The following is a 19328-nucleotide window of genomic DNA, read 5'->3' as shown; positions in this document are numbered from 1 at the left end:
TCACTTTCCATTAATATTGTTCTGAACTATATTTGAATGCATTCTCAACAACATGATCCGGATCATATGTTTCAAGAATCTTTCCATAGCGTTCACGATAATCATTATCGATTTCTAATTGTGGAATCACTTTTGTAGCTTCTTCAAAGAAGTGTTTCGATCCACGTCCCATTTCTTGTCCACGCTTAGTGTGTTTATCCAAGGCGATATCTGGTACTTCCATGATTTTTCCCATGGCAGATTCCTTAATAATGATATTTTTCAAATAATCACTTGAACGATCCTTTGTACATGCACAAAGTACGCGAATCGCATGGATAAAATACATTGGTTGATCCCCATCATTGTATGGGAAGTTTTTACGCATTTGATCTAATGCATGAATTAAAACTGGAACATTTAAATCTCCAAATCCAACATCTTCAACTGCAATCGTTTCTAGACGAGACCACATTTTGTCTAAGAAGACTGGCCCTGAAGTATATAATTCATAGGCTGCTTGACAAGCTTCTTCAACTTTTGCACGACGAATATATTTCTGTAATGAAGATTGTACTTCGTCGGATGCAAAGCCATTCTTTGTCTGAATGTCTGCCCAAATTGTCATTTTATTTGCCTCTACTTTCTATTAATAAAATTATTTCTTGAATCAAAGTCTTTATTGTTTCTGCTGACATAAGCTGATCTTCCGCATGCGCCATTAACATTGTGATTTGTGGTTCTTGCGTATTCATTTCCTGCTGTAACAATTGAAGATGGGCTTCGTGGGCTTGTGAAAAACTTACATCTCCATTTGACATTGATTGTTCGTAAGCTGTTTGATCGTTTTCACGATAATATTTAAGAGCTTCTAAATAACTTGACTTTGCCATACCAGCATATGTAATAACTTGCATAGCAACTTGTGATATTTGTTCAACGTTAGCCATATTACCCCAATAATTTTTTTGCCATTTCAATAGCAGCAGCTCCATCTGCCATTGCGTATACTCTAGGTTCAATACTTGCAACTGGAATATTTAATTGTTGATGAATTGAATCCACCGCATAAATCAATTGTGGACCTACTAAGCATACATCCCATTTACCCACTTCGTTCTTAATTGAAGCATTAGCTACTGCACTCACTTCAATATCTTCACCTGTTTTTTCAGCAACATCTCTAATTTTTTTCACAAGAATTGAACTTGACATTCCTGCATTACAGCATAACAATATTTTCATTTTGATTTCCTCTTTCTATTTTAGTTCTGGCCAATATGCTTTATTCGCCTCAATAAAATCATCTAAAATTTTTCTTGCCACATTGGCATTTGGAACACATTTATTTAAAGTTAATGCCTGTAACATTTTTAAATAACTGTGCTGCTCATACGCATCTACAACAAGCTTTTCACAATTTACTTGTTGTTCCATCAATCCCTTTTGGAAATGTGGAATTTCACCCACAGTAAGTGGTTCATATCCATCTTTTCCAACAATACATGGAATTTCAACCATAGCATCCTTTTCAAAGTTTGAAATCGCTCCGTTATTTGGAACAATCAACAACATTCTTTCATGTGTATTAAATGCTAAGGCCGTTGCTAGATCCACAATAAATTCAGCATGAATACCGATTTGTAGTGTTGTATCCTTTGCGGTACCTACTTTTTCAATACGAGCGCATTCACCAAATACACGTTTTTCTCTTGTATCCACAACTTGATCAGCACGAGTATAATTTGGATCTGTATGTGCCACCATATCATCTCCAAACAAATAATATTGGAAATATGAATTTGGACACATCGTAGGATCAATCGAAATAATGTCTTTTACCTTTTTAGCTGTATCAAACCATGAGCTATCTGTATAATGTGATGCATCATCATCGGCTAAACAGTTTCCATATTTTAATTGGTGTGCAATCAAGTCTTGAATATATTCTTTTCCATCCTTATCCTTGATTGATGTCCACCATCCAAAATGATTCAGCCCATAATAACGGATACACATTTCTTTACGACTTTTGAAGCCTAAAATACGTGCAATTGTATGCTCCATACCAATTGGCATGTCACAAATATTGATAACTCTTGAGTTTGGTTTAAAACGACGACATGCTTCTGCTACAATACTAGCCGGATTGGAATAATTTAACATCCATGCATTTGGTGAATATTTTTCCATATATTCAATGTTTTCCAATACACCCGGAATGCTTCGTAAACCATAGGCCATGCCTCCTGGGCCGCATGTTTCTTGTCCAACAACACCATATTTCAACGGAATCTTTTCGTCTAGAGATCTCATTTCAAGCTTACCTACACGAATGTGTGCTAATACAAAGTCAACATCTGTATAGGCTACTTCTGGATCTGTTGTTGCGACATATTGTATGGTTGGATCTTTTTCCTTGATTAAGATTTCACATGCCTTTGCGACATGATTTTGACGTTCTTCATCGTTATCATATAATTTGATACTTCTTAATGGTAAACGGTCTAGGTTGTCTAACAACATTAAAATAATTTCTGGAGTGTATGTACTTCCTCCACCTGCAATAACAATTGAAAATTTCTTCATTTTACTATCTCTCTTTCTAAGACAATAAATTGATACATGTATTATGTTTGATTTTATTGTTTTTTTACTCTAACAATTTAAAACTATATAAGTTTTTAATGAAGGCATCGCTATCTTCACTTTGAAGAAGCTGATGCATATATTTTTTGTGTGAAACAATTTGGTTAAAGAATTGAAACAACAAGTTCATTTCATCGTTTCGTTTCTTTTCGAGCGCTAATAAAAATACGAGCTTCACTTGATTTCCATGATGTTCAAATGTTTTTTTTAACAAGGCCACTTCTATACCTGTTTTATCGGCAAATGTAAACAGGGCATGTGGAACCATCATCTGTGATCCTAAATTAGTTGGATAATTCTTTTCTCTCAACAAAACATCTTCATAAAATCCTTTTGTATCGGATATAAATCCTGATTCGTGCAACTTTTTAGACATCTCTAGTAAGAGTTCAGGCAGTTCTTTTGTGTCTGGATATACCTTTACATGTTCTTTTTGAATATAACAATCTAATATCTTAGAAACACGTTTATTCATACGAATCATGTGAATCATTGAATTCAATCGTTCAATATCTTTGATTTCTGGTAGCTTATCCATACTGAATACTTCAACACCTTTTAAGATCAGAAATGAATCCAACGTAATGACTAGATCAATTGATGTAAGATCCATTTTTTTCAAAGCTTCCTTATTTATGATATTCACGATCTCAATCTGGTTTTTAAAATACATTTCAAGCCATTGTGTCAACAATTGTTTAACGCTGTGTTGCTGACTTGTAACAACGATTGTTTTAAGTTTTACATTTTCATTCTCTAAAAATTGTGCCACATATACAGTTAAATATGAAATTTCATCTTCTGTAACATAAACACGTTTGTATTTGAAAAGAATAGGAACAATCATCATACTGATTTCAAACGCAAATGGAAACTTTGTCTTTACATCATCAACAATGGGATTTTTTAATTCATATCCACCAATAACTCGTCGATTCATAAATTCTATGTGCAAAAGCATTTTACTAGATAAAGCTTCCGATTCCTTTAAGTTGATTGAATATTTATCGAATACTTCATTACAAAATTCATCATATACAAGCACTGTAAAATCTGTGATTTCAGGTACTTCATCCGTTGATTTCATTTTAAATGTATGTAAAAGGTTATATAGAATCGGAATATCAGCCTGCTCTAAATAAGGTGACTGCATAGATAATTTAGTAATGACACGTGTGGAAAGATCGTCCGGAGAACTTATTTGATAACCCTCTAGATTGTATCCATTTAAATTTCGTACTCGACATATCAAGATGCATGCTGTAAATATAGATAAGTCTGTTTCTGATAAATAGATTTGTTCTCCATTCATGATTTTGATAATATCTTCCTCTGTGGATTTATAATATTTCATAACCCACGAATCACTTAGAAGCATATAAAGAATGTCCATTAATGCATCTGGATTTTCGAGTGCCATGTCTTTTACGATTTTAAAAAGAAGCTCACGAATGTCACTTTCTTCTAATAAAATGACACACTCATCTTTTTTTAGTTTGAACAATTCCACATTGTAGTTTTTCAACAAAAATTGAATCACTTTATTGATTTCTTTGCGGATTACAGAATCAGATAAACCTAATAATTCTGATAAATCGTATATACTGCAATCCTCAAAGAATAGTATTTTACCTATAATTTTGTAAATACGATAGACAGCTAGATCCATATTTTCATTATCCTGATTGACTATGTTATGAATAATATCTAGGTGCTCATCATTGATCATATATCCTTGTTTGGTACTCGAACGTATTAATATACAGTTTGTCACATCATTCATAAATGTGATTTCATTACGTATAGTTCGTGTTGACACATTTAGATTTTCTGATATTTCTTTTCCATGAATCCCCGGATTATTCATAATCAATTTGATAATTTTTAATTGTCTAGCTGTTAACATTTTTCTCTTCCTATTTTTCTAAAGCTTGTTCTTTTTGTAGCTCATCTTTTTCCATCATCTTAAAGAATGGATAATAGAACACAGTTTGTAGAATCAACAATACAAATACTAGGACTACAGACTTCCAATCTAATGTCATTAAGAATGCACTTACTCCTGGAGGCAAGAATCCTGGAGGATTGGCAATTGGTTTACCGACTAAGCCTAAATTCATTGTTAAATATACAATTGTTGTACAGATCAATGGTCCGAACACAAATGGAATAAACATAAATGGATTCAAGATAATTGGTGTACCAAAAATTAATGGTTCATTGATTCCAAACAAACTTGGAATAATGGATACTTTACCTACTGAATTCAATGATTTTGCCTTTGATCTCATCATTAAAATATTTAATCCTAACGTTAAACCAGATCCTGATACACATAATATACAATAGAATAATCCAAAAGTAAAAATATGTTGAACAGGTTGTCCTGCCGTATAAGCTGCAATATTTTCAGCGGCATACGCAATCGCAAAAGATGCCCATACAGCAGATGTAATACTTGGTCCATGTAATCCAAAGAACCATAATAATTGCGTAAAGAACATCACAATCAATAAAGCTGGTAGTGTATCCATACCTGTTACAGCTGGTGCTAATACATTCATAATCAATTGTGGGAAGGCAACCTTTCCAAAAGTCAATGAAAGATTCGCAATCGCAACTGCGATAATTGTGTTCAATACTAATGGTACTAATGCCGCAAACATATCTTGTACCATTGGTGGTACACTTTCTGGCATTTTAATATACCATTTGCGTTCGTAACAAATGTGATAAATTTCAACTGTAAATAAAGCTGCTACAATACCTGTAAATAATCCAGTTGATCCTAAATAAGATGTACTTAGTTGACCATCTTTGACTACAGCACAAAGAATGAAGAAGACAACTAAAGCAGTAACAGCAGGTTGACTTCCTTTTAAATCATATTTTTCAGATAAAGTCTTCGCAATAAAGTATGTCGCATATACCGCAAGCATATCGTTTGTGAATGCTGATGCATATGTCAAGACCCCCATGTTTGCATTTAAAAAATCATAAACAGGTCCACTTCCCAAAAGGTTGGCAATACCTAAGAAAATAGTACAGAATGAACCAACAATAATAATAGGTATTGAAGCAACGATACCATCTTTGATTGCTTGAATGTGTTTTTGTTGTTCAAGCTTGTTCGCAATTGGCATCAAATACTTCATAAGTACGTTTTGAATTTTTTCCATTTTCGCTCTCCTCGTATACAATTTTTGTCGACCAAATTGTTATCTATATATTAAATGTTCACATTATAATTCTCAAATCTTCTTTTTCCACTTAAAGTGGCAAGAAAAAAAGTCGCCATAAAGGCGACTACGATATCCATTTCATAATTTCTTCTTCACTTTTCGATACACACTTCGCAATTTAAGATACGCTCATATCATTTGAAAGCATAGTTTAGATTATCAATGTCATTTCTTGATTCATTTGCGCAATCTTTTAATCTGATTCGTTTGCACGTTTATTTGCTTCTTGTACTTTTTTATTTGCTTCCTCTAATCGTTTTTGATCCTCCTCTAATCGTTTATTCGCTTCCGCTAAGCGTTTATGAGCTTCTTCAAATTCAAGTTTTAGTTCATTTTCTTGTTGTATTCTAAAGTCTTCAATCCATTTTGTCCAACAATCATTCGATATGGTTTCTACTCGTTTTTCTACCGTTTGAATTACTTCATCATTTTCTATCATCTTAGTTTTACCATTATCACGACAATTCAAAAAGTAATATACCATTTTTTCTTTATCATCCATCTGATCATAAGACTTATCTAAATTTTGTGTTGAATACACAGATATTTTCAACATGACATCCGGAAAAAACAAAATACCATTATCATTTCTAAATTGAAGATCTATTTCAAATTCACATTCCTTACCATCATAGAACGCAATGACTTGACATGGGTTTAAATCATATTCTTCCAGTGATCCAAACAACCTCATAAGATAATATTCAGATAAGTGATGTAATTTGATTATATTTTGATCTATAAGAATAGCTAGTTTCATCTTGGTGTTATCGTCAAATTCTACAAAAGCTTCAAGTATTGGATCAACCCCCACATTCGTTACATGTACATTCACCACCTTTCTTTCCAAAAATACCGTGAGTAATGATTTTAAGGCATCGTTTGCCTCCTTACAATCTTCGCCAAACACATACTTAAAGGCGAAATCATTTAATAAATTTGCGCTACGCATGAGCACCTCTTTTCAAGTAGGGATTTCCTACATACTCATATACGTAAAAAAAGACAATTTTTCTAATAAAAATCAAAAAAGTGTCTTTTTAGGGCCTTAAATCCATTTCATTTTCTTACAAATATTATAAATACCATCATCTACATTGGCATCTGTGACTATTGTTGCGATATCCTTTAATTCCTGACACGCATTTCCCATCGCTACACTTGTCCATTGTGGATCAAACATAACCATATCATTAGTGTCATCCCCAAAGACAACCACATCTTTTAAATCACCACCAACATGCTGCATCATATCTAGAATACCTTGATGCTTAGCATCATATTGAAACATTAAATAATCGGGTACAAAACGCATATTCCCTAAAGTATCCTTTAAAGTCAATTCGGATTCTTTCTCTTTAGGGATTGAGATATACATTTTATAGATTACATCCAATGCATCTACATCTAAGTTCTCATCATAAATATATTCCGTTGGTTCCTTACGGTCTCCAACTTGATTCTGGAAAGTATGATCTAATGTATATACTTTAATTGAATCATCTAACGCAAATAAAACACCATACCCTAAAGACAAGGCTTGTTTGGCAATTTTCTTTGATTTTTCTAAATCTAAAGGAATATTTTGAACCAATTCATCATGAATGACTAATCCACCACCTCCACAACAAACCATATCATGAAGACCCACACTTTCCATAAACTTACGTGCTTTATAGTGAGCACGACCTGTCGCAATAGCCACAAAGTGACCTGCCTTTTGAAGTTCATTTAATGCCACTTGTGCACTCGGCACGATTTTACCAGTGTTTCGATCAGTTAAAGTACCATCAATGTCAAAGAAAAAATATTTTTTATTCATTCGATTCCCTACTTTCTTGTATCCTCGTCAATACAACCATCACATCTTAAATTTTGTTTCCCACTCAAGTTCGTAACATATTCTTCCATATCTCGAATTTCATGGTTTAATGTCAATCCGCTTTTTCCACATACAATCTCTTCTATATGTCCATGAACTGTATCAGGTATCATCAAACCATTGCCCCTTTCACAATATCAAAAAGAGATCAAATTACTTGATCTCATGTACGTAAATATTATTAACACGATCTGGTCCTACAGAAATCATAGAAACACGTACGCCTGTGAACTCTTCAATGAAGTGTACATAGTCTAAACATTCCTGAGGCAATTGATCGACTGTAGTCATCTTAGTGATATCTGTCTTCCAACCTTTGAAAGTTTTATAGATTGGTTTTGCCTTGGCAACATCTGCCTGATCACTAGGAATATAATTATATTCTTTACCATCGATTTCGTATCCAACACAAACCTTGATTTCATCTAAACCATCTAATACGTCTATCTTAGTGATAACAATATCTGTTAATCCACTCATTAAGTTTGCGTGTTTTACAGTTAATAGATCTAACCATCCACAACGACGAGGACGACCTGTAGTAGCTCCATATTCTCCACCGTGTTCACGAATCCATTCACCTTGGTCATCTAATAATTCAGTAACGAATGGTCCTTCACCAACACGAGTTGAATACGCTTTAACAACACCCACAACAGTCTGAATACGACTTGGTGCAACACAAGCGCCTGTAGTAACACCAGCACTTGTTGGACTTGAAGAAGTTACATAAGGATATGTACCATAGTTGATATCAAGCATTGCTGCCTGAGCCCCTTCAAACAATACTGTCTTATCTCCATCCAAAGCTTCATTGACTAAGTGTGTTGTTTCTTGAATCATAGGAATAATACGATCATAAATAGCATCAAAATCAGCTACCATCTTATCGTAATCCATAGCTTTTCCACCATATACGGCAGTAAATAATTTGTTTTTGAAATCTAAGCAGTCTTTTAAACGAACTTTAAAATGTTCAAAATCCTTAAATTCATGATAACGAATACCATGACGGGCATACTTATCTGCATAACATGGACCAATTCCACGTTTTGTAGTTCCGATTTTATTAGATGCAGCTTGCTCTTCTAATTCATCTTGATATTGATGATATGGCATTAACATCTGTGCACGGTCACTAATAATGATGTGTTTAGTTGATAAACCATCTTTTTCTAATTGTTCCATTTCTTTTAATAATACGAATGGGTTACAAACAACTCCTGGACCAATGATACAAGTTGCTTCTTCATGTAGAACACCACTTGGTAATAAGTGCAATACATGTTTCTTACCATTTACAATGACTGTATGACCTGCATTGTCTCCACCTTGGAAACGAACGATCATATCCGCCTTTTCTGCTAAAACATCGACGATTTTTCCTTTACCCTCATCGCCCCATTGGGTACCTACAACTACTTGGCTTGACATAAGAGCCTCCTTTTAGGTATGTTCTTTACAATACCTAATTAATTATAAGTAACCCTCATATTATTGTCAATTGAGATTTTTTAAAAAAAGAGCTTGCACAACCATTTAATTCATGTTATCATTAACAGGCACTTAGGGGTATCGTCCAAAGGCTAAGATAGCGGTCTCCAAAACCGTTGATGTGGGTTCGAGTCCTACTACCCCTGCCATGTAAAGTAATAAGTTCTCAGAAAAAAGCTTTAAGTTAAGCATTCTGAGAACTTTTTTGTTATGTTTAAATATCAATTTATGTTATAAAGAGATTATAGTAATGGTATTCATATAAGTATCTATCTATCAAATACTCACAGCATACAAGCAATTTTGACATTATTTATGTCATAACAGCAAATTGAAGGTTAAGCCTTTTTTAATTCTGATGTAACTACATATTCTTTTATTTCTTGTTTAATAACATCTTGTACTACTTGGACAACTCCATTAATCGTACGATTAATGTCATCCTTAATCATATCCCTAATTATCATGATACTCTCTCCCTTACAATGAGCTAAATACTCGATAATATCCATTCGGTTTTACCAAATGATAAGCAAAATTGTTTCTTATATTGAAAATGAATAGACGTATCTATTGTCTCTTGTTTTTTCCCCTCGTTAGATAACGAGAGCTTGATGTTCTCTCGCAAGCTCGCTTAACTATCAAAGTAAGTCAGCCATTAAAAACGGTGAAAAAATCTAAGAGATTTTCCCACCGCCTTGTCTGGATCATTCCGTCTTTCTATTATTTCTTATATCCATCTTGTTTAATCTTAAATATTACAAACAATACTCCGTATCAAACATTATTTTGCATCGTTCAATAGCATTTTGTACATATTCATCTTGCACTATATAATAAATGTATTTTCCTTGTCTTTGACTTTTTACTATACCATTAGCTTTTAATATATTTAATTGGTGGGAGACTGCCGACTGAGACATCTGTAATTCTTCCGCTAATTCTCCAACACACCTTTTTGTCTTTAATTCAAGCACTATCCTTAGTCTTGTAGAATCTCCCAGCGTTTTGAAAAATTCCACCAATTGCAAGCAATCTTCTATAACAAGTTTTTGCATTTTCATCTAAATTATAAATTATGCACTCTTAATGCTCTAATAGCATTTAATATTGCAATAATCATGACACCAACATCTGCGAAAATAGCAAACCACATATTCGCAATACCTATTGCACCTAGCCCAAGACATGCAAATTTGATAACCAATGCAAAAATGATATTCTGATATACAATTCTAAGACATTTTCTCGAAATCTTGATTGCTTTAGAAATTTTTAATGGATCATCATCCATAAGGACTACATCTGCAGCTTCAATTGCCGCATCAGAACCCATTGCACCCATTGCAATTCCAATATCAGCACGAGTCAATACAGGTGCATCATTAATTCCATCTCCGACAAAGACTAGTTTATCTTTCTCTGCTTTTGTGGAAAGTAGTTCTTCTACTTTTGACACTTTATCTGCTGGAAGTAATTCGCTATATACTTCATCAATTCCAAGTGATTGTGCCACTTGGTCTGCCACGCGTTTTGCGTCTCCTGTAAGCATAACTGTTTTTTCTACCCCAGCTTTTTTCAATTCCGCAATCACTTCTTTTGAATGAGGTTTTAATATATCAGAAATTACAATATGTCCCGCATATTTTCCGTTAATTGCCATGTGAATGATTGTTCCAACGCTATGACAATCATGATACTCTACACCTATTTTTTTCATAAGCTTGCTGTTTCCAGCAGCCACCTCATTGCCGTCTACTTTTGCGATAATTCCATGTCCACTGATTTCCTTTATATCAGAAACTCTGCTACGGTCTATTTCCTTCCCGTAAGCTTTTTGCAAACTTTTGCTGATTGGGTGAGAAGAAGCACATTCTGCCAAAGCAGCATATTCCAAAAGTTTATTTTCTTCCATCTCATTGTGATGAACAGCACTTACTTCAAATACACCTTGTGTCAAAGTTCCTGTTTTATCAAACACGACATACTTTGCTTTTGACAAAGTTTCCATATAATTAGAACCTTTAATCAACACACCTTCTTTACTAGCACCACCGATACCAGCAAAGAAACTAAGTGGGATACTGATAACCAATGCACATGGACAGCTAATTACAAGGAAAGTCAGAGCTCTGTAAATCCATACTCCCCATTGTGCTGTTTGGCCTAAAAACAACATTTGCACCAACGGAGGTAATAACGCCAATGCCAATGCTCCATAACATACTGCAGGAGTATATACCTTTGCAAATTTAGAGATAAAGTTTTCTGATTTGGATTTTCTTGAACTTGAATTTTCCACAAGCTCTAAAATTTTTGAAACTGTTGATTCACCAAACTCTTTTGTTGTTTGAATTTTTAAAACACCAGTCATATTGATACAGCCACTGATGATTTCATCGCCCTGTTTTACATCACGAGGTAAACTCTCACCTGTTAATGCACTTGTATTAAGACTCGACGAACCCTCTATTACAATACCATCTAATGGAACTTTTTCTCCTGGCTGCACAACAATTGTACTATCAACACCAACTTCATCAGGATCTACTTTTTCTAATTTTCCATTAATTTCTATATTTGCATAATCTGGACGAATATCCATCAACGCACTAATATTTTTTCGGCTTTTTCCAACTGCATAGCTTTGGAATAATTCTCCAATTTGATAAAACAACATAACAGCGATTGCTTCATTGTAATCCCCACTTCCTGAGTAAATTGCTAGCGCAAAAGCTCCCACTGTTGCCACCGCCATTAAAAAGTTTTCATCAAAAACTTGTCGGTTTATAATTCCTTTGCCTGCTTTCTTTAAAATATCATAGCCGATTATTAAATATGTTGCTAAGTAAAGTAATAGTTGCGCAATTCCTGTTACCTGTATCAAATTCAAAGCAATAATCATAACTGACGCAATAATAATTCTTGTCAACATTTTTTTCTGCTTTTTATTCACAGTCCATTCCTCCTATTTATTTTATATATGTTTAATCATTCATATATTCATTTTAAATTTGCACCCCTTTTATATTTAGGGGTGCGTTTTTTCTAAAGTTCAATCTCACAATCTGGCTCTACCTTTTTGCAAGCCTTTAAAACATCATTCATAACTGCTTTTGGTTCTTTTCCATCTTCGAACTCTACAATCATTTTTTGTGTCATAAAGTTTACAGTTGCATTTGCTACTCCAGCTGTCTTTTTTGCTGCATCCTCCATAAGATTTGCACAGTTTGCACAGTCAACTTCAATTTTGTAAGTTTTTTTCATTATAATATCTCCTTTCATAATTGTTATTTACATTCAACAATTAAATACTTGTTTAACTGTTATGACTGCAGTATAATTCTCTCATAACCTAAAGTCAACAGAGATATGTGATTACCTACTAAATGGGCGAAACACATTTCTAAACAGAGCAAAATGAAAGGAAGATCGAATATGTCTTATATGAAATTACCACATAATCATCATAACGAAATAGATAATACTGAGTTATTAGAAGAGCTTAATGATATTCAACACTTTCAAATAGTTTCAGAATTATTTAAACAATTAAGCGACCCTACACGTGTTCGTTTATTTTGGCTTTTATGTCATTATGAGGAATGTGTTCTAAATCTATCTGCAATGATGAAAATGACAAGTCCTGCCATATCCCATCATCTTAGAGAGTTACGAAACAAAGATTTAGTATCTAGCAGACGTGTAGGAAAAGAAGTTTACTATAAATCAGCAAATACAGAGCAAAGTGTATTATTGCATAAAATGATTGAAAGGATTTTGATGATTACCTGCCCTGAACACAAGGAGTAAATATTATTATGAGCAAAAAAATCACATCATTAGAAAAATGTATTCAAGAACTTTCTCATAAATATCCTATAGTTAGTTATGATTTATACGAAGGTATAAAGCTTGCTTTTATGTCATTAACTGGCAACAAACATACTGATACGCATGAGCCATTAAGAAATATTTTAGAAATCAATTACTGTCATAAGGGAAGAATTGGGTGGAAAATGTCTAATGGAAATAGCGTTTACTTAGGTGAACATGATTTTTCATTACATACAATGGAATATTGCTCTAACTCTACAATGACTTTACCTAATGAATACTATGAAGGGATTAGCATTTATATTGACTTAAATACCCTTTCTGAAGAACCGCCCGAATTATTAAAAAATACTGGGATTACAGGAAATAGTATACTTGATAAATTTTGTAAAGATGGAAATTTCTCAGCTTTTATTGGCAATGAAGAAACAGACGCTATCTTTACATCATTCTATCATCAGCCAAAAGAATTTCAACTTGCATATTGGCAAATAAAAGTGATAGAACTCTTACTGTATCTAAGTAAATTATCGTTCGATACAGAAAAACGATTGTCTGAATATCAATCTGAACAAATTGAAATTGTTCGCAATATACACAAATACCTTTTAGATAACATAAACCAACGGATAACAATAGATGAAACAGCACGCAAATTTCTTATCAATCCTACTACATTAAAGTCCGTCTTTAAAGCTGTATACGGTACGTCTATTGCTTCACATATAAAAGAACACCGAATGAAAATGGCAACTCATTTGCTAATGAATACATCAAAAAGTATAAAGGAAATTGCGAAAGAAGTAGGGTATGAAAGCCAAAGTAAATTTTCTAAAGCTTTTAAGGAATATTATGATGTTTTACCAACAGAGTATCGAATATTCCATTCAAACAAGTTAAAATAATTTAATGCTCTGTACAATAGCTTTAAATCAATATTTTATGTGCAATAGGGTTTTGCATAAAAAAGAGATACTGTGATAATCTCCTAGTATCTCAGTAGTGTCAAGAATTTTGTGTAAATAGTATATCCTTAGTAACCGTTGCACTCATGAATGCTTATTTGGAGCAAAACGGATATGTTAATGATATGAACAATGAAAGATTCCATACGAAATCTATTTATCTGATGCAAGAAAGGTTTCTCCCAAAAATGGAAAACAGTCATTAGATATCCTATAAGAAATCTGTGATTTCTTGTTTAGCACTTCAATCATTCCAATCAATATATAAAAGCACTTAGTCATATCAATAGACTAAGTGCTTTATTATTGCACCTTCAGAACTCGTTAATTACAGTCTATAATTTGAATATAATTTATAGTGATTACCTTTCGTACTACGACCGTATTTCCATCATAATCCTGCGTTATCCTTTAAGTTGTAGCACATTAAATCATGACCATCACTAATTATATGAAAATAATCAACAATTTATTATCTTTACCTTTACAAATGACGCTTTCCATATATACTTTTCATCCGAGTCCAGAATAGGAAGAGCGAATACACTTCTCCCTAAGGAGACGGAATTTCATCTCCTTCGAAGTGTATGATTCTGGTTCTTTCACCCTCGCCGTCATAGTTTTCGCTTCATAATCTAGCACTCTGTCTCCAGTACCAATGTCATATTAAAAAGAGGATACTTGCTCTATGCATGTTCTCCTTTTGGTCTCGTAACTTTTTAATATCAAATGCAACGCCCTCCGCACCTACATTGATATCTCTCAGCGTGTCCACCCTTGTCCCATTTCTCTTTACTTGAGTATTTGCCACGGTTCTCTCAATAACGACGGTCCAGGAACTAGATTTCCCTGGATCGCCGCCATCTATCGTTGGTTGTTTCTTGCAGGCCGTATGCTGCATCATGGGTCGAATGCTGTTTCCGCAATGCACCGATAGATATACGGTCTGCTTCTCATCCTATGCTCAAAACAGCTTGAACATATTTAGCACGACTTTCTTCGCTTTCCTTTACTCGAAAGGGTCCTGGCAAAGATATGGCTCGTGACACACTTGGTTGAAAGGTGAAATAAAATGTACTTGCATTGTATCGAGAATTGATTTAACATATACATGGGTTAAACAGGAATGTACCTTGTACATTTTATCTTTGAAATTTGGGAATTGGCGTTCCCATTTTTCATTTTTTTACCTTTAAATATTCAATTTTTACAGGTGGCAGTTCTGCCACCTTTTTTATAGATCGTTCATCAGGAATTGGTAATACTTCTTCCCGCCTCGATATTTCTTGATATGTTCGAACAGATATCTTTCAGACAGCAGTCCATCCTTATACAGGGTGGCCAAAACAAACATCGTCCGATGTCTGGAGGCTTCTCCATTGCCTCTGTCCCAGTTCCCTTTCCAGTCCGGATGGATAAGAAAACCGTATCTATCGATCCAATGAGATATGTTCTTCTTCCGTTCACGAAGAGCATCCTGCACCCTTGTCAGATAGTTTTTTTTCAATATCGAATAATAGGATCCGATTTCTTCGGAAAAGATAAAATCTTCGGTCAATCCTGCAAGCTTGACCAGCAGATCGTATTTTGTAAAATAGCCGATATCTTCTCCCTGGAGATAGATCTTGTAAAAATCCACCTGCTCCGAACGAGTGAATCGCTGAAAAGCGGTATTGATCTCCAGATACCGACTCCTATGAAGGTCGAACTCCAGGATCACATCTAACAGATGATCTTTCGAAGGATCGGATCGAATCATAGGCCCGTCTGGATGAGCATTCGGACTTTTTACGAACAAAAGCATGTCTTTCTGAATGATTTGAAAGTCCAGCCATATATCGATGACATTTTGGATATAGCGAAGCTCAAATTTACTAGAAAAATGGTTAAATTCTTCTTCAAAAGTAATAAAATCCTGCTTCATTCGAACCACCTCCGCTCCTGCACAAAAAAACTCAGGGAATTCCCTGAGTTAAGATACATATATGAGGTAAAAGTTCGACTTTTTCCACCCAACAGGTGCCAGTTTGAAACTTAAAGCTCTCAAAAACACTTTATATAAAGTGGATTTGAGAGTTTTTTTGTCGTCAAAAAGTCGATTTTACCATGTTTGGGCAAACTTTTTGGCAAACAATTCGAAAAAAATTATTTTTTTTACTTTTCGAAACGAATTATTAAAAGGTCAAATAAAAATCTTTTTATAACAGAATAGTCTCCCAGATTATATATAGATCAACCAATAGCCAAAACAAATTTCAATCAACCTTCACACAATAACCTGAGATTGTTTTCATGAAACTAAGAATTACGTTTGCTTATTCGTGCTCAATAAAGCACAAAAAACAAAGAAACATTAAGTCTCTTTGTCCTTAGGCGTTCGAGATGTAATCACAGATGTTCTTAGATGCAGGTGCTTTCGATGAAGGTCTTCTTTTTTTACAACTTAGACAAGCCATCCTCACGGAAACTGAGAAAACTAAACTTGAATTTATTTGATTAGATGTGCTGTAATAATTGTATAACTATAAGAGTTAATAGTTATTTTAATATTATCAATTTCACAATACCAATTTTTACCCTGCTTATAAATATTACAATTCTTATCTAAAATTTTATTTTTACAAAATTCAACTACATCATTAGTATTCAATTTTAGATTCTTCTTAATTCTATCAATCCCCATTTCAGTAGTATGCACTTTACTTATATTATCAAGTAATATTTGTTTATCTTCCATAACTTAATCTCCTCAAAAAATTACTATTTATCTAACAAATCAATAAATTGTAAGTTATCGTTGCGTTTTTAATGTTCTCCATTCATCTTCTAAAATCGACATCAATATATCATCTGCATACTTAGCGCCATCCATAATAACATCTCTTAAAACACCTTCCCGCTTAAATCCTGCTTTTAAATATACTGTTTCGGCTCTGGAATTGAATGAATACACATCTAATTCTAAACGATGTAATTTTAGTTTCTCAAAAGCAAAATCACGAGTAATTTCCGTTGCCCATGTGCCAATACCTTTTCCTCTTTCCGCTTGACGATAAAGACCTATTCGGAAATTAGCACACCTCAAATCCCAATCAATTTCATTAATTACACTTTCACCTATAATATCTCCGTCAGGTGCTATAATCAAAAAGAAATACCTATCATTTTCCTCAAGCGATTTCAGAAAAAAGGATACTACTTCTTCTTTTGAAAATTCTTCTTTACAGCCAGTCAAACGTGCCACTTCCTTATCTAAAGGACAATAATTCTGTTCATAATAATTAACTGCGTCATCTGCTTTGGCTAGACGTATTACAAAACCATCTTTTTCACTAATAACATCTGTGGTCATATAGTATTTCTCCTCCACAAATTCTAATTTATCGTTCCTGTATTTCCTTGCCGCTGAGGTACTCCACGTCTATTTCAAAAATTTGCACAGCCTTTCCTGCATGGGCAATTTCCTCATCAACTAACTGTTCGCTGGGATAGTATTTCATTGCAAATCGTTTTAACAGAGTTGTTGCTCTTGCACCGGATTCTATGAGGTGGCATCTGCCGAATACCACAACGCTCTGCACAAACGGTGCCCAATCTTCTTCTTTGATGGTTTCATTTCCATATACCGTGAAGCATACTTTGTCACAGGCACGCAGTGCATCTACTTTATGACCTACACGTGCTCCATGAAAATAAATTTTCTGCGCATCGTCATCGTAGACATAGTTGATAGGAATTGCATAGGGATATCCGTCATCTCCATTTACGGCAAGAACGCCACGTCGGCTGGACTGCAAAAGAGCCTTTGCCGTGTCAATGCTGATTTCATTTTTCTTTTTACGAATTGTTCTAAACATGATATTGCTCTCCTTTTTACGTTGATACAAATTCCGATTTTTTGATTTATTTTAACACAAAATATAAGTGGTTTGTAGAGAGGAAACATATCGTGTTTAATTTTCATACAAAAAATTTGTAACACCATCCTATTACCAATAAAACTTGTAAAAACCTATATTGCTTTATAACACCACCGTAATACCGTGAAAAACTGAATGAAACCGACAACGAACCAGTCGTAATACCTTCGTCGGCTATGTTGACAGAGCAACTAGAAATGCCTGTTCAACCAATAGCTGACGGAAGTATCTTTGATTTTACGACATTTTGCAGGCGTACTTGTTTTTGCAACAAACAGCGAAAACAGGTGTGCTTTTTCTATATCCGAGATTAAGTACCATTGCCGTTCTCCACCTTCGGCATTTTGAAACTTCATTCACAAATTATAAAAGAGAAGAACCAGATGCAAACAGAATTATTGTGATTAGACTTAAAACACTTGGATCTTATACAAACATACAAATTGGATCCACTTACACAGATTTAAACGATTATTCATATTTCTATACTCTACATGACATTGAGAACTATTATGTTTATGACCGTGCAAAATTCACCTATTTAATTGATAAATCCAAAGTCATCTTTAAACAACGCTTAATAGATGATATAGATAAACCTTTCAAATACGTATCTATAGAATTATTAGAAGGCCATTATATAGATGATTTATCTTTAAATGCTTTAAAAATATTTTTAGAATAATATTCACTAGCAGCTATAACTATTCGTTATACATAAGGCTCTTCTTATAATTATCATACTAAGCATTCAACAGTAATAAAGGTGTTGTTCGAAACCCATTTCGTTACAACACCTTATTTTTTATTTATTCTGCCATGGATACGTTACTTTCTTTTTTTCACTAGTTTTATCGGACCACATCGAACTAATATTATGCTCTTTGCAATAATCAGCTACTCTTTTTCCTAATAGCTTTTCCGTTTTATCAAAATTTCTTGCTGTTTTTTTATCCAATACGTGATTATTCCAGCCTTTAAAATATATTTTCCATGGTTCATCACTATCTTTAATCGTATGTTGACGATAACGAACCAAATACGCAGGATCAACTATACGTCTTTTGCATTTATGCGGCGCATGATTTGAAATGTATTTCCTGAACTATTCATGAAAATATAAAAATTCGTAGAATGTTCCTAATTTAAAGGAAATCTACGAATTTTTCTTATCACCCATTAGGTGAACTTTTCATATAAGAAAAGCTCCTCTATAATATAGGCGTCAAAGCCAAAAAAAGGAGCCATACCTATGATACAAACTAATTCACTTTTTGACAAGATTAATTTTAACGGTGGGAATCTTTCACATAAAGAATTCGTAAAAAATGAAATGGATTTTCTAATTTCAAGTCTAGCC

22 protein-coding genes and 1 tRNA gene are annotated in these 19328 nt (G+C 33.8%); 4 read left to right on the top strand and 19 right to left on the bottom strand.

The window, feature by feature from the left end:
- Positions 1-10: 10 nt before the first annotated feature.
- The 10 genes from KTQ83_RS06010 to KTQ83_RS05965 all read right to left on the bottom strand — a co-directional run bounded on the left by KTQ83_RS06010 (position 11) and on the right by KTQ83_RS05965 (position 9186).
- Positions 11-607: a hypothetical protein gene (locus KTQ83_RS06010; protein WP_186999173.1), complete on the bottom strand. Its 597-nt coding sequence runs from the start codon at positions 605-607 to the stop codon at positions 11-13.
- A 1-nt stretch (position 608) separates the two neighbouring features.
- Positions 609-929 (bottom strand): PTS sugar transporter subunit IIA, encoded by a 321-nt coding sequence (locus KTQ83_RS06005; protein ID WP_186999174.1) that lies wholly within the window; start codon positions 927-929, stop codon positions 609-611.
- 1 nt (position 930) lies between these two features.
- Positions 931-1224 carry a PTS sugar transporter subunit IIB gene (locus tag KTQ83_RS06000; RefSeq protein ID WP_186999175.1) on the bottom strand — a complete coding sequence of 98 codons (294 nt, stop codon included), beginning with the start codon at positions 1222-1224 and terminating at the stop codon, positions 931-933.
- Positions 1225-1239: 15 nt separating this feature from the next.
- Positions 1240-2568, bottom strand: a complete 1329-nt coding sequence (locus KTQ83_RS05995) for a 6-phospho-alpha-glucosidase (RefSeq protein ID WP_217255936.1) — start codon at positions 2566-2568, stop codon at positions 1240-1242.
- Between the two features lie 64 nt (positions 2569-2632).
- Positions 2633-4534, bottom strand: coding sequence for a BglG family transcription antiterminator (locus tag KTQ83_RS05990; RefSeq protein WP_217285030.1), 1902 nt, complete (start codon positions 4532-4534; stop codon positions 2633-2635).
- 10 nt (positions 4535-4544) lie between these two features.
- Positions 4545-5807, bottom strand: a complete 1263-nt coding sequence (locus KTQ83_RS05985; RefSeq protein WP_244975793.1) for a PTS sugar transporter subunit IIC — start codon at positions 5805-5807, stop codon at positions 4545-4547.
- Between the two features lie 256 nt (positions 5808-6063).
- A complete protein-coding gene (locus KTQ83_RS05980) occupies positions 6064-6822 on the bottom strand; it encodes a hypothetical protein (RefSeq protein WP_244975792.1) in 759 nt (252 codons plus the stop codon).
- Positions 6823-6918: 96 nt separating this feature from the next.
- Entirely contained in the window at positions 6919-7692 is a 774-nt protein-coding gene (locus KTQ83_RS05975) for an HAD-IIB family hydrolase (RefSeq protein WP_217255938.1), read from the bottom strand.
- 8 nt (positions 7693-7700) lie between these two features.
- The gene (locus tag KTQ83_RS05970) at positions 7701-7865 is read right to left on the bottom strand and encodes a hypothetical protein (RefSeq protein ID WP_217255939.1); all 165 of its coding nucleotides are present in this window, start codon (positions 7863-7865) and stop codon (positions 7701-7703) included.
- A gap of 40 nt (positions 7866-7905) precedes the next feature.
- Positions 7906-9186 (bottom strand): adenylosuccinate synthase, encoded by a 1281-nt coding sequence (locus KTQ83_RS05965; RefSeq protein WP_217255940.1) that lies wholly within the window; start codon positions 9184-9186, stop codon positions 7906-7908.
- Positions 9187-9320: 134 nt separating this feature from the next.
- Here KTQ83_RS05965 and KTQ83_RS05960 point away from each other — a divergent pair.
- Positions 9321-9395, top strand: a tRNA-Trp gene (locus KTQ83_RS05960).
- 189 nt (positions 9396-9584) lie between these two features.
- Here the strand turns inward: KTQ83_RS05960 and KTQ83_RS05955 are convergent.
- The 4 genes from KTQ83_RS05955 to KTQ83_RS05940 all read right to left on the bottom strand — a co-directional run bounded on the left by KTQ83_RS05955 (position 9585) and on the right by KTQ83_RS05940 (position 12513).
- Positions 9585-9758 (bottom strand): hypothetical protein, encoded by a 174-nt coding sequence (locus tag KTQ83_RS05955; RefSeq protein ID WP_217256578.1) that lies wholly within the window; start codon positions 9756-9758, stop codon positions 9585-9587.
- A 246-nt stretch (positions 9759-10004) separates the two neighbouring features.
- Positions 10005-10310, bottom strand: a complete 306-nt coding sequence (locus KTQ83_RS05950; protein ID WP_217256577.1) for an ArsR/SmtB family transcription factor — start codon at positions 10308-10310, stop codon at positions 10005-10007.
- Between the two features lie 5 nt (positions 10311-10315).
- Complete coding sequence (locus KTQ83_RS05945; protein WP_244975791.1) at positions 10316-12151, bottom strand: heavy metal translocating P-type ATPase; 1836 nt, start codon at positions 12149-12151, stop codon at positions 10316-10318.
- A gap of 143 nt (positions 12152-12294) precedes the next feature.
- Complete coding sequence (locus KTQ83_RS05940) at positions 12295-12513, bottom strand: cation transporter (protein ID WP_004799061.1); 219 nt, start codon at positions 12511-12513, stop codon at positions 12295-12297.
- Between the two features lie 171 nt (positions 12514-12684).
- On the opposite strand from KTQ83_RS05940, the gene KTQ83_RS05935 reads away from it, so the two are divergent.
- Together KTQ83_RS05935 and KTQ83_RS05930 are read left to right on the top strand one after the other, a co-directional pair.
- Positions 12685-13059: an ArsR/SmtB family transcription factor gene (locus KTQ83_RS05935; RefSeq protein ID WP_244975790.1), complete on the top strand. Its 375-nt coding sequence runs from the start codon at positions 12685-12687 to the stop codon at positions 13057-13059.
- An 8-nt stretch (positions 13060-13067) separates the two neighbouring features.
- Positions 13068-13988, top strand: coding sequence for a helix-turn-helix transcriptional regulator (locus tag KTQ83_RS05930; RefSeq protein WP_217256574.1), 921 nt, complete (start codon positions 13068-13070; stop codon positions 13986-13988).
- 1294 nt (positions 13989-15282) lie between these two features.
- On the opposite strand, the gene KTQ83_RS05925 is transcribed toward KTQ83_RS05930, so the two are convergent.
- From KTQ83_RS05925 to KTQ83_RS05910, 4 genes are all read right to left on the bottom strand, one after another.
- The gene (locus tag KTQ83_RS05925) at positions 15283-15972 is read right to left on the bottom strand and encodes a hypothetical protein (protein WP_217256573.1); all 690 of its coding nucleotides are present in this window, start codon (positions 15970-15972) and stop codon (positions 15283-15285) included.
- 564 nt (positions 15973-16536) lie between these two features.
- Positions 16537-16785, bottom strand: coding sequence for a DUF3781 domain-containing protein (locus tag KTQ83_RS05920; protein WP_117925613.1), 249 nt, complete (start codon positions 16783-16785; stop codon positions 16537-16539).
- A gap of 54 nt (positions 16786-16839) precedes the next feature.
- Positions 16840-17400 (bottom strand): GNAT family N-acetyltransferase, encoded by a 561-nt coding sequence (locus KTQ83_RS05915; protein WP_217256572.1) that lies wholly within the window; start codon positions 17398-17400, stop codon positions 16840-16842.
- A gap of 28 nt (positions 17401-17428) precedes the next feature.
- The gene (locus KTQ83_RS05910) at positions 17429-17905 is read right to left on the bottom strand and encodes a pyridoxamine 5'-phosphate oxidase family protein (protein WP_217256571.1); all 477 of its coding nucleotides are present in this window, start codon (positions 17903-17905) and stop codon (positions 17429-17431) included.
- 328 nt (positions 17906-18233) lie between these two features.
- Here KTQ83_RS05910 and KTQ83_RS05905 point away from each other — a divergent pair, with 328 nt between their 5' ends.
- Entirely contained in the window at positions 18234-18653 is a 420-nt protein-coding gene (locus tag KTQ83_RS05905; protein WP_186999183.1) for a hypothetical protein, read from the top strand.
- Between the two features lie 120 nt (positions 18654-18773).
- Here KTQ83_RS05905 and KTQ83_RS05900 read toward each other — a convergent pair whose 3' ends face one another.
- Positions 18774-19061: a DUF6037 family protein gene (locus tag KTQ83_RS05900; protein WP_227403201.1), complete on the bottom strand. Its 288-nt coding sequence runs from the start codon at positions 19059-19061 to the stop codon at positions 18774-18776.
- Positions 19062-19328: the final 267 nt, after the last annotated feature.

The sequence above is a fragment of the Holdemanella porci genome, from assembly GCF_019052655.1.
In the GTDB taxonomy this organism is placed as follows: domain Bacteria; phylum Bacillota_I; class Bacilli_A; order Erysipelotrichales; family Erysipelotrichaceae; genus Holdemanella; species Holdemanella hominis.
Note: the sequence above shows the minus strand (reverse complement) of the source record. Positions and strands in the feature narration are given on the sequence as shown.

What these genes read in the sequence shown, in the direction of transcription:
- KTQ83_RS06010 (WP_186999173.1), bottom strand. Translation starts at nt 607, where the DNA reads ATGACAATTTGGGCAGACATTCAGACAAAGAATGGCTTTGCATCCGAC.
- KTQ83_RS06005 (WP_186999174.1), bottom strand. Translation starts at nt 929, where the DNA reads ATGGCTAACGTTGAACAAATATCACAAGTTGCTATGCAAGTTATTACA.
- KTQ83_RS06000 (WP_186999175.1), bottom strand. Translation starts at nt 1,224, where the DNA reads ATGAAAATATTGTTATGCTGTAATGCAGGAATGTCAAGTTCAATTCTT.
- KTQ83_RS05995 (WP_217255936.1), bottom strand. Translation starts at nt 2,568, where the DNA reads ATGAAGAAATTTTCAATTGTTATTGCAGGTGGAGGAAGTACATACACT.
- KTQ83_RS05990 (WP_217285030.1), bottom strand. Translation starts at nt 4,534, where the DNA reads ATGTTAACAGCTAGACAATTAAAAATTATCAAATTGATTATGAATAAT.
- KTQ83_RS05985 (WP_244975793.1), bottom strand. Translation starts at nt 5,807, where the DNA reads ATGGAAAAAATTCAAAACGTACTTATGAAGTATTTGATGCCAATTGCG.
- KTQ83_RS05980 (WP_244975792.1), bottom strand. Translation starts at nt 6,822, where the DNA reads ATGCGTAGCGCAAATTTATTAAATGATTTCGCCTTTAAGTATGTGTTT.
- KTQ83_RS05975 (WP_217255938.1), bottom strand. Translation starts at nt 7,692, where the DNA reads ATGAATAAAAAATATTTTTTCTTTGACATTGATGGTACTTTAACTGAT.
- KTQ83_RS05970 (WP_217255939.1), bottom strand. Translation starts at nt 7,865, where the DNA reads ATGATACCTGATACAGTTCATGGACATATAGAAGAGATTGTATGTGGA.
- KTQ83_RS05965 (WP_217255940.1), bottom strand. Translation starts at nt 9,186, where the DNA reads ATGTCAAGCCAAGTAGTTGTAGGTACCCAATGGGGCGATGAGGGTAAA.
- KTQ83_RS05955 (WP_217256578.1), bottom strand. Translation starts at nt 9,758, where the DNA reads ATGGATATTATCGAGTATTTAGCTCATTGTAAGGGAGAGAGTATCATG.
- KTQ83_RS05950 (WP_217256577.1), bottom strand. Translation starts at nt 10,310, where the DNA reads ATGAAAATGCAAAAACTTGTTATAGAAGATTGCTTGCAATTGGTGGAA.
- KTQ83_RS05945 (WP_244975791.1), bottom strand. Translation starts at nt 12,151, where the DNA reads ATGATTATTGCTTTGAATTTGATACAGGTAACAGGAATTGCGCAACTA.
- KTQ83_RS05940 (WP_004799061.1), bottom strand. Translation starts at nt 12,513, where the DNA reads ATGAAAAAAACTTACAAAATTGAAGTTGACTGTGCAAACTGTGCAAAT.
- KTQ83_RS05935 (WP_244975790.1), top strand. Translation starts at nt 12,685, where the DNA reads ATGTCTTATATGAAATTACCACATAATCATCATAACGAAATAGATAAT.
- KTQ83_RS05930 (WP_217256574.1), top strand. Translation starts at nt 13,068, where the DNA reads ATGAGCAAAAAAATCACATCATTAGAAAAATGTATTCAAGAACTTTCT.
- KTQ83_RS05925 (WP_217256573.1), bottom strand. Translation starts at nt 15,972, where the DNA reads ATGAAGCAGGATTTTATTACTTTTGAAGAAGAATTTAACCATTTTTCT.
- KTQ83_RS05920 (WP_117925613.1), bottom strand. Translation starts at nt 16,785, where the DNA reads ATGGAAGATAAACAAATATTACTTGATAATATAAGTAAAGTGCATACT.
- KTQ83_RS05915 (WP_217256572.1), bottom strand. Translation starts at nt 17,400, where the DNA reads ATGACCACAGATGTTATTAGTGAAAAAGATGGTTTTGTAATACGTCTA.
- KTQ83_RS05910 (WP_217256571.1), bottom strand. Translation starts at nt 17,905, where the DNA reads ATGTTTAGAACAATTCGTAAAAAGAAAAATGAAATCAGCATTGACACG.